The 9,873-nt window shown below is 70.1% G+C and carries 9 protein-coding genes and 1 pseudogene; 7 read left to right on the plus strand and 3 right to left on the minus strand.

All coding sequences use genetic code 11. The features are described from left to right. A pseudogene (locus tag VFX99_RS06055) lies at window positions 1–226 on the minus strand (hypothetical protein); the annotation flags it as partial. A 234-nt stretch (window positions 227–460) separates the two neighbouring features. Between VFX99_RS06055 and VFX99_RS06060 the strand changes: the two are divergent. The 7 genes from VFX99_RS06060 (at window position 461) to VFX99_RS06090 (ending at window position 7,476) form a co-directional block, all read left to right on the plus strand. Further along, window positions 461–1,795, plus strand: coding sequence for a hemolysin family protein (locus VFX99_RS06060; RefSeq protein ID WP_329665417.1), 1,335 nt, complete (start codon window positions 461–463; stop codon window positions 1,793–1,795). Next, complete coding sequence (locus tag VFX99_RS06065; RefSeq protein ID WP_329665418.1) at window positions 1,792–2,847, plus strand: hemolysin family protein; 1,056 nt, start codon at window positions 1,792–1,794, stop codon at window positions 2,845–2,847. The genes VFX99_RS06060 and VFX99_RS06065 overlap by 4 nt, the downstream gene beginning before the upstream one ends. A 63-nt stretch (window positions 2,848–2,910) precedes the next feature. Continuing rightward, window positions 2,911–3,744 carry an ADP/ATP-dependent (S)-NAD(P)H-hydrate dehydratase gene (locus tag VFX99_RS06070; RefSeq protein WP_329665419.1) on the plus strand — a complete coding sequence of 278 codons (834 nt, stop codon included), beginning with the start codon at window positions 2,911–2,913 and terminating at the stop codon, window positions 3,742–3,744. Window positions 3,745–3,772: 28 nt separating this feature from the next. Further along, complete coding sequence (locus VFX99_RS06075; protein ID WP_329665420.1) at window positions 3,773–4,993, plus strand: hypothetical protein; 1,221 nt, start codon at window positions 3,773–3,775, stop codon at window positions 4,991–4,993. Window positions 4,994–5,007: 14 nt separating this feature from the next. Next, window positions 5,008–5,376, plus strand: a complete 369-nt coding sequence (locus tag VFX99_RS06080; protein WP_329665421.1) for a thiamine-binding protein — start codon at window positions 5,008–5,010, stop codon at window positions 5,374–5,376. Between the two features lie 96 nt (window positions 5,377–5,472). Further along, window positions 5,473–6,690: an MFS transporter gene (locus VFX99_RS06085; RefSeq protein ID WP_329665422.1), complete on the plus strand. Its 1,218-nt coding sequence runs from the start codon at window positions 5,473–5,475 to the stop codon at window positions 6,688–6,690. 9 nt (window positions 6,691–6,699) lie between these two features. Next, window positions 6,700–7,476 (plus strand): NUDIX hydrolase, encoded by a 777-nt coding sequence (locus VFX99_RS06090; RefSeq protein ID WP_329665423.1) that lies wholly within the window; start codon window positions 6,700–6,702, stop codon window positions 7,474–7,476. Window positions 7,477–7,494: 18 nt separating this feature from the next. On the opposite strand, the gene metX is transcribed toward VFX99_RS06090, so the two are convergent. Both metX and VFX99_RS06100 read right to left on the minus strand, forming a co-directional pair. Then, window positions 7,495–8,706, minus strand: a complete 1,212-nt coding sequence (metX, locus tag VFX99_RS06095; protein WP_329665424.1) for a homoserine O-acetyltransferase MetX — start codon at window positions 8,704–8,706, stop codon at window positions 7,495–7,497. A 69-nt stretch (window positions 8,707–8,775) separates the two neighbouring features. Beyond that, on the minus strand, window positions 8,776–9,783 hold the full coding sequence (locus VFX99_RS06100; protein ID WP_329665425.1) for a DUF2332 domain-containing protein: 1,008 nt from the start codon (window positions 9,781–9,783) through the stop codon (window positions 8,776–8,778). Between the last annotated feature and the right edge of the window lie 90 nt (window positions 9,784–9,873).

The raw sequence follows: 9,873 nt of genomic DNA on the forward strand, positions 1-9,873 counted from the left end.
TCTGGTCCGGCCACCAGAAGTCGCTGTAGACCAACCGGCCGCTCGGCAACGTGAAGCGCTGCTGAAGCTCGGGCTGGGGAAATCCCATTCGCGCGATCAACACCCGGCTCTGCGTCTCGCGAACGCTATCCGCTCCCGAGCGGGCGAAATCCGCCACCCGCCGTGCGCGAGCCGCGCCGCCCGCATAGGATGCGGCGCCCGCCGGCAGTTCCTGCTGGCGCGCCACATTTTCCCCAGGGCGCAAGCAGGAATGTGTCGCACAAGCCCATCTGCGTCGCAATCGCGAATCAAGAACGCCGGATGCCCGAGACTGCGCGGCCACGTCCGTGCGACCCCCGCCGCCTCCCGCCCGCCCGGCTTCGGCGCATCACCCCTGCCGTAGACTTGACGGCACGATGGACGACCCCCCCAGTAGACGCTCGCCCCACTGCCACGCTTCCCATCCGGGGGGTGATGCGTGATGGAGTACATCATGCTGGGCGTGGGGCTGCTGCTCACTGTCGGGACCGGCCTGTTCGTCGCAAGCGAGTTCGCGCTCGTCAACCTCGACCGTGCGGATCTCGAAGCACGCCGCGACGCGGGCGAGTCCCGCCTGTCGATGACCATCAACGCGCTGCGCATCACTTCGACGCACCTGTCCAGCGCGCAGCTCGGCATCACGCTGACGACGCTGCTCACCGGTTACGCGATGGAGCCGGCGATTTCGAGCCTGTTGCGACCGGTCTTCGCCGCGTGGGGCTGGCCCGAGGGCATCGCATCGCCGCTGGCCGTGTTCATCGGCGTCACGATCGCCACCGTTCTGTCGATGATCCTCGGTGAGCTGATCCCGAAGAACTTCGCGCTGGCCATCCCGCGGCAGACCGCGAAGCTCGTCATGCCGTTTCAGGTCGGCTTCACGATGGTGTTCCGCCCGGCCATCGCCCTGCTCAACGGCAGCGCGAACGGCGTCCTGCGGATCATCGGCATCGAGCCGAAGGAGGAGCTTTCCGGCGCGCGGACGGCCGAAGAGCTCTCCAGCCTCGTCCGCCGGTCGGCGCTCGCCGGCGTCCTCGAAGAGGACACCGCCTCGCTCCTGGATCGCAGCCTGACCTTCGCGCGGCTCAGCGCCGCTGACGTGATGACGCCGCGGCCGAGCGTGCACGCGCTGGGCGCCGACGACTCGGCCGAAGAGGTCATCCAGCTCGCCCGGCGCACCGGCCACAGCCGCTTCCCGGTCTACGACGAGTCGATGGACGACATCGTCGGGATCGTCCACCTCAAAGCCGCGGTCGGCGTGCCGCGCAACCGGAGGGCGGACGTCCCCGCCGCCGCACTGGCGACCGAACCCCTGCGCGTGCCCGAGGCCGTCCACCTCGACACCCTCATGTCGGAGCTGCGCGCACGCGGGTACCAGATGGCGATCGTGGTCGACGAGTACGGCGGAACCGCGGGCGTCGTCACGCTGGAGGACCTCGTCGAGGAGATCGTCGGCGAGGTTCTCGACGAGCACGACCGGCGCCGCGCGGGCATCGTCCGCAGCGAGGGGTCCCTGATCTTCCCCGGCGAACTCCGCCCCGACGAGGTACGCGACCGCACCGGCATCCGGATCCCGGAAGGGGATGTCTACGACACCGTGGGCGGCTACATCATGAGCGTCCTCGAGCGCATCCCGGTCGTCGGCGACTCCCTCGAGATCGAGGACGGCACGCTCGACGTCCAGCGGATGGTCGGCCGGCGCGTCGATCGCGTCCGCTTCACGCACACCCCGATGCCGGCCGAAGAGCACGCCCAGAGCGAAGGGGGTGAGCGCGCGTGAGCGACTGGGCAGGTCTCGCGTGGCTGGTCGTGCTGCTCGCCTTCAACGCGTTCTTCGTCGGCGCGGAGTTCGCTGTCATCTCGGCCCGCCGGTCGCAGGTCGAGCCGCTCGCCGAGCGCGGATCGCGCGCTGCGAAGACGGCCCTGTACGCCATGGAGCACGCCACCCTGATGCTGGCGACGTCGCAGCTGGGAATCACGATCTGCTCGCTGCTCATCCTGAACGTCTCCGAACCCGCGATCCACCACCTGCTGGCCGAGCCTCTCGGGCTGACCGGGCTGGGCGAGGCGATGGTCGACACGATCGCGTTCCTGATCGCCCTGCTCATCGTGTCGTACCTGCACGTGGTGTTCGGTGAGATGGTGCCGAAGAACCTCGCCTTCTCGGTCCCCGACCGTGCTGTGCTGATGCTGGCGACTCCGCTCGTCTGGGTCTCGCGCCTGTTCCACCCGGTGATCGTGGCGTTGAACTGGATCGCCAATCACGCGGTCCGGCTCTTCGGGGTCGAGCCGAAGGACGAGGCCGCTTCGACGTTCACGCTCGACGAGGTGACGACCATCGTCAACCAGTCGCGCATCGAGGGCGTGCTCCATGACACGTCCGGCACGGTGTCGGCCGCTCTCGAGTTCACCGACAAGAAGGCCAAGGACATCGCGGTGCCGCTCAGCCAGCTGGTGACCCTGCCCGAGTCGGTGACACCCGACAAGATCGAGCGGTCGGTGGCCAAGCACGGCTTCTCCCGCTATGTGATCGTGGATGCCGCCGGGCTCCCGCTCGGGTACGTGCACCTCAAGGACGTCCTTCGTGCCGCCGAGGGGCCGGACGCCTCGGCGGACGTCGTCCAGCCGATCCCCGCCAAGCGGATCCATCAGATGGTGCCGGTGCAGGAGCGCACCGACCTCGAGGACGCCCTGGCGCTCATGCGACGTGCGGGCCGTCACCTCGCCCGGGTGAGCAACGACGAGGGTGAGATCACCGCGGTGCTGTTCCTCGAGGACATCATCGAGGAGCTCATCGGCGAAGTGCAGGACGCGACCCGCCGCCGCGCCTGACGGCCTCGTCCGCCGCGGGGCGGCAGTCGCACCGTGCTCGCGTGGCGCGAGTAGGGTGTCGCCATGATCGCGTCGTGGACGGTGCAGGACACGGCGCGCGTGCTGCGCAAGCCGAGCGCCGCCGACGACAAGTACTCGCGCGGCGTGCTGGGCGTGCGAACCGGATCGGAGACGTATCCCGGTGCTGCGGTGCTCGGCGTCGAGGCCGCATGGCGCGCAGGCGTCGGCATGGTGCGCTATCTGGGGCCCCGGACCCCGACTGCGCTGGTGCTGCAGCGGCGGCCGGAGACGGTGACTGCCGAAGGACGCGTGCAGGCATGGCTGATCGGGTCCGGAACGGATCCGACGCACAGACCGGATGTCGAGACGACAACACTGCGTGGAATCCTCTCGTCGCCGCTGCCGGTCGTGGTCGACGCGGGAGCGCTCGACCTGGTGCCCTCGGCTGAGGCCCCGATGATCGTCACGCCGCATGGACGCGAGCACGCCCGGCTTCGAGCGCTCCTCGGCCTCGCCGAGGACTCCCCGGCCGATGACGAGGCGCGGGCGGCCTCTGCCGCCGAGACCGCCGCCGCTCTCGGAGCGACGGTCGTCCTCAAGGGCGCCGTCACGATCGTCGCGTCTGCAGACGGCTGGGCGACGGCGGTGTCGGTCGGAACCCCGTGGCTGGCGACGGCGGGCACCGGCGACGTGCTCGCGGGCGCGATCGGCGCCGTCGTGTCGGGCGGTTCGCCGGGGAGCGACCTTGCTCGTCTCGCCGCCGCGGGAGTCTGGCTGCACGGGCGCGCGGCCGCCCTGGCGGCGGGCGACCTCGGCCCCGAGGGAGGACCGATCACCGCCGGGGACGTGGCCGGTGCGCTCCCACGCGCCGTCGCGGAGGCGCTGTCGACGCACTGACGAAACCCCGGCCACCTACAATCGACCCGTGTCGAGGCGTGCAGTGCTGTGGATCGCTTTCGCGATCGTGCACGTCGCCGTGTGGGCGCTCGGCTTCGTGCTGCCGAATCAGCCGATGGGCGACGTCCACAACGTCTACGAGCCATGGTCGACCTGGGCGATCGATGGAGACGCCATCGTCGGAATCACCGAGCCGTGGATCTACCCGCAGCTCGCTCTGGTCCCCCTGGTCCTCGCTCAGGGCTTCGCCTGGATCGCCGGGTACGAGGTCGCGTGGGCGATCTTCATCACGATCTGCGACGCGCTGGTGTTCGGGATGCTGGTGGGTACGGGCCGCTCGGCCGGACGGAACGCCGCAGCGGGATTCTGGCTCGCCTTCATCCTCCTCCTCGGACCCGTCGGGATGTACCGCCTGGACGGCGTCACGGCGCCGCTCGCGATCGCAGGATGTCTGTGGCTGGTGGGACGTCCGTGGCTGGGCTCGATCCTGCTGGCCGTCGCCACCTGGATCAAGGTCTGGCCGGCAGCACTGATCGCCGCCGCGGTGATCGCCGTGAAACGTCGCCTCGCCGTCCTCGGCGGCGCGCTGATCGTCTCCGCCGCGACACTGATCGCGGTCGTCGCAGCAGGCGGCGGAGCAACGGTCTTCGGCTTCATCAGCGACCAGACGGATCGAGGTCTGCAGGTGGAGGCGCCGGTCAGTGCCTACTACCTCTGGCGGGCGGTCGCCGGCATCCGCGGTTCGTTCATCTACTACGACGGCGATCTGCTGACCTTCCAGGTCTCGGGCCCGGAGGTTGATGCCGTCATCGCCGTGATGACACCGCTTCTGTTCGCTGCGGTGCTCGGCGTCGCGGCACTCGGCGCATACCGGGCGTGGCACGGCGCCAGCTTCGTGAGACTGTTCCCGCCGCTGGCCCTGGCCTTCGTGCTCGTGTTCATCGTCTTCAACAAGGTGGGGTCTCCGCAGTACATGACCTGGATCATCCCTCCGCTTCTGGTCGGCCTCGTGATCGACCGCGCGCGGTGGAGGCGACCGGCCGCCCTGGGATTGCTCATCGCGCTGGTGACACAGGCGGTCTACCCGATCATGTATTACGGCCTGCTCGGCGCTCACCCGCTTCCGGCCGCACTCCTGACGCTGCGCAACGTGCTGGCCGTCGTCCTGCTGGTGTGGGCGGTCGTGCGCGTCGCGCAGATACCGCGCCGCGCCGCCACGCTGGTGCACCAAGCACCCGTCCATCCCTGATCCGGAGGTCACCCATGCTCGTCGCCTTCTCCGTCGCACCCAGCGGCACGCCCCGCAGCAGCGGCTCGGCCCCCCGAGGCGATGCGTCCGCTACGGCTGATGCGTCGGTCCACGACGCCGTCGCCGCAGCGGTGCGCATCGTGCGCGAGTCCGGCCTGCCGCACCGCACGACGTCGATGTTCACCGAGGTGGAGGGGGAGTGGGACGAGGTCTTCGACGTCGTCAAGCGGGCGACCGAGGCCGTCCTGCCCTTCGGCTCGCGGGTATCACTGGTGCTCAAGGCAGACATCCGTCCCGGCTTCATCGGCGAGATCGACGGCAAGGTGCAGCGACTGGAGCGCGCCCTGGGCACTCCGCCCGACAGCGACTTCGAAGCGGTCTAGCGCATTGCTCATTCGCACCGGCGCCGAATCGCGTCTACGCGAGTCTCGACTCGAATCGATTCGACAGGGATGCCACGCCAGCGCTAGCATGACCGGATGACCTCCTCGACAACATCGAGGGGTGCGGCGATGTGGGCGCTCCTCTCCCTCGCCATCGGCAGCTTCGGCATCGGCATGACCGAGTTCGTCGTCATGGGGCTGCTTCCGAACATCGCCGCGGACGTCCTTCCGACCCAGTGGGATGCCAGCCAGGGCGATGCGATCGCCCAGACCGGGTGGCTGATCACGCTGTATGCGCTCGGCGTGGTCGTGGGGGCCCCGACGATCGCCGGGTCCGTCGCGAAATACCCGCGCCACCGCGTCATGATCGGACTCGCGCTCGCCCTCACGGTCTTCAACGGGCTGACGGTGCTGCTTCCGACCTTCGAGCTCGTCGCCGCATCCCGGTTCCTGGCGGGGCTGCCGCACGGAGCGTACTTCGGAATCGGCGCACTCGTCGCGGCGGACGTGCTGGGCCCGGGCAACCGCGCGAAGGGCGTCGCCTTCGTGCTGACCGGTCTCACCGTCGCGAACGTGGTGGGCGTCCCGCTCGGCACGTTCCTGGGCCAGCAGGTCGGCTGGCGGTCCGCGTTCCTGGTCGTGACGGCCATTTTCGCGCTGGCCACCGTCTTCATCGCGTGCTTCGTGCCGCCGCATCCCGGTGAGCCGGGCCGCACCCTCAGGGCGGAGCTCGGCGTGTTCCGCATCGGTCAGGTCTGGCTCGCGCTGGGAGTGGGGGCGATCGGCTTCGGGGGATTCTTCGCCGTCTACAGCTACGTCGCGCCGATGGTCACGGACGTGGCCGGCTCGCCCGCGTGGGTGGTGCCGATCATCCTCGTCCTGATGGGTATCGGCATGACGGTGGGCAACCTGGTGGGCGGTCACCTCGCGGACGTCGACCTGAAGCGCACCCTGATAGGCGGTCTCGTGGCGCTCACGCTCGTCCTCGCGCTGCTCGCCCTGACGTCGCACTGGATCGTCGCCCTCGGCTTCTTCGTCCTGGCGACGGGTTTCGTCTCGTCGGTGCTCAGCCCCACGATCCAGACGCGTCTCATGGACGTGGCCGCAGACAATCAGTCGATCGCCGCCGCGCTGAACCACTCCGCGCTGAACATCGGCAACGCTCTCGGCGCCTTCCTCGGCGGCGCGGTCATCGCGTTCGGATGGGGATTCGTCGCACCGGCATGGGTGGGCGTCCTGCTCGCGCTCGGAGGGCTGGGCGTCGCCGTCGTGAGCCTGCGACTCGACCGGGCGCGCTCCCTCACCGCCGCATAGAGTTGTCGGATGTCAAAGCCGACGCCTGCGGATCGGGCGCTGCGGGCACTCGCCGATGCCGTCGGCGAATCGCGTCCGCGTCGCCCCGAGGACGGGGATGACCCCGACGTCCCGGTGGCTGCCACAGTGGTGATCGTCCGCGACGCCGTCGCCGGCCCCGAGGTGCTCATGATCGAGCGGCCGGATCGCGGCTCGTTCCCGGGCGCCTGGGTCTTCCCCGGCGGCAAGCTGGAGCCCGCCGACCGCGCCGAGGCGGACGACACCCGTGTCGATCGCACGGAGAGCGACGAGCTCGTTGCCGCACGCCGGGCGGGTGTGCGCGAGACCGCGGAGGAGACCGGACTGCGAACGGATGCCGTGGCCCTCGTCCCGCTTTCCTGCTGGGATCCGCCGCCTGGACTGCCCCTGCGCATCCGCACGTGGTTCTTCCTGGTGCCAGACCCCGGCGGGGACATGACCCTCGCGGCCGACGAGGTGATCGCCGCGGCGTGGGTGCGTCCGGCCGATATGCTCGCCCGGCACGGCCGCGGTGAGATCACGCTCTACCCGCCGACCTGGGTGACGCTGCACACCCTGGCCGATCAGCCGGACGCGGATGCCCTTCTCGGAGTAGCCCGCATCGGCGGCATCCGTCGCTTCGAAACGGTCGCGCGGCGCGGCGGCGAAGGAGCGGTGCTTCTGTGGCAGGGCGATGCGGCGTACGACGAGCACGCCCCGGCGGACCCGGCAGCTCGCCATCGGCTGGAGCTCGCCTCGTTGCCGTGGATCTACACGCGCACCGACTGACCCGGCCGCGTGGGCTCGTTATCGAGCAGGGGACTCCAGCAGGCGCCGCAGGTGGGCGCCGACGGCCGAGCTCTCGATGAGGAAGCCGTCGTGACCGAAGTCGCTCGAGAGGACGACCGCCCCGTCGTCGAGCGTCGTGCGGATGCTGCGCGCGATGCGGTGCTGACCGTCGACGGGGAAGAGCCGGTCGCTGTCGATTCCCAGCACGAGCGCGGTAGCCGTCACGCGCGCGAGCGCCTCTTCGACGCCGCCGCGATCTCGGCCCACGTCGTGAGAGTTCATGGCCTCGACGAGCGTGATGTAGCTGTTCGCGTCGAAGCGACGCGTGAAGCGATTGCCGTGGAAATCGAGGTACGAGGCGACCGCGAATCGGCCGCCTCGCCCCAGCGGGCTCACACCCGACTGCCATGAGCGTTGGAAGCGCTGATTCAGCTCGGTCGGCGACCGGTAGTTCAGCAGCGCCATGCGCCGCGCGAGCGCAAGACCACGGTGAGGTCCGTCGCCGTCCCCGGAGTCGTAGTACTCGCCCGCCTGGAACCGAGGATCGATCAGGATGGCCTCCAGCTGGACGGAGTTCAGCGCGATCTGGTCTGCGGTGTTGACCGGTGGTGCCGAGAGGATGCCCACGCGCCCGACCCGGTCGGGCAGTCCGACGGCCCATTCGAGGGCGTGCATGCCGCCCATCGAGCCGCCGAGCACTGCCGCCCACACGTCGATGCCCAGCGCGTCCGCCAGACGAACCTGTGCGGCGACCTGGTCCCGGATGGTCAGATACGGGAAGCGCGAGGCCCACTCGTAGCCGTCGGGGGCGATGCTCGAGGGACCGGTCGAGCCCTGGCATCCGCCGAGCATGTTCGGCGCGATCACGAACCACTCGTCGGTGTCGATGGGGGCGCCCGGGCCGACGATGTCGTCCCACCACCCCTCGGTCGGATGACCCGGACCGGCCTGGCCGCGTACGTGGCTGTCTCCGGTGAGCGCGTGCAGGACCAGCACGGCGTTGTCCCGCGCGGGGGAGAGCTCACCCCATGTCTCGTAGGCGAGGCGATAGCCGGGTAGCTCGCGTCCGCCCTCGGTGCGGAACGCTCCGAATGCGGCGAAGCGCCGGTCGCCGATCGGATCCCCGTCGCGCCACGCTCCGGTCGCGGGCGGGCGTCCCAACAGCTGGCGTGCGTCGGCCTCCGTGACCGGCGCGCTGGGCACCGTGTCCTCCGAGGTCTGCCAGTCCATCCGTCCATTGTGGCCTGCCCCTCGATGGGCGGTCGGCGTATTACGCATCGGGGCGGCGCCCGAGGCGGCTCAGGTCCGGAAGGGCACCGTCTCGTAGAGCGCGCCGTGCTGGCCGGCGAAGGCGATCGCCGTTGCGTTCCGCGTCTGCACGAAACGGTGGGATGTGTCGGCGCCGGCGGGAATCTGCGCATCGATCTCGGGAAGCGTGCCCCGCGTCTCGTTGGACAGCCACACGATGTCGCGATCGACCGCCGCGCCCAAGCCCGTGACGAGTCCGGCGAATCGGCGCCGCTGCTCGGCGTCGAGGTAGAGCAGCACCGCGCTGTGGAACACGACCAGCGTGGCGTCCTGAGGCGAGTCGGCCGCGACATCCGTCAATCGCTCCAGCAGGTCTCCCCGCACGACCTCGGGCGGATCGGCCGCCGCGATCGCGGCGGCACCGCGCAGGCGCGCGACTCGACGATCGTGATCCGGACCCGGCCAGATGAGCGTCGCGAGCCAGTCGAGAGCGACCGGATCGGCCGGGTCGATGGGAGCCAGGTCGATGCCCCGCCGCCAGAGGACGTGGGGCATCCGCTCGGGCACCGAGGCCGCGTCGTCGAGCCGGCAGGCCAGCGTGACGGTGCTGGGGCCGTCCGCGGGGTCGAGGCGCTGTGGGCCGATCGGGGTCGCGTAGTCGACGCTGTAGCGGTCGGGGAACAGGCAAAGGCCTGCGGCGGCACCCACCTCGAGCAGAGCGACCGGACCGTCGATGCGCGACAGCACGGGCAGGAGGGTCGCGCAGCGGTTCGGCTCGTTCGTCTGGGTTGTGCGTGTCGAAGCGGTCGCCTGAACCTGTTCCCAGTGTGCGAGCAGCCACTCCCTCCACTCCGGATAGGGCAGGAGCGGGCATCCCTCCCACCGTGCGGCGGCGAAGATGAGGTTGGGCTGCTGCTTCGCCGGCGGAAGGCCGTCGAGCAGCGCGACCACGACTCGATCGGCGGCTACCCCCGTCGCCCAGTCCTCGTAGAGCGGCGACGTGTCGTGCGCCCAACGGCGCCCGAAGTCGTCGTACACCGCCGCGACGTCACTCTCCACTCGACCCACCCTACGATCCGGCGGTCCTTCTGCGTGCGGGAGCCGCAACGTCGAAGCGCCCGACCACACGGGTGATCGGGCGCTTCGACG

The organism is Microbacterium sp. (genome assembly GCF_036277215.1).
Taxonomy (GTDB): domain Bacteria; phylum Actinomycetota; class Actinomycetes; order Actinomycetales; family Microbacteriaceae; genus Microbacterium.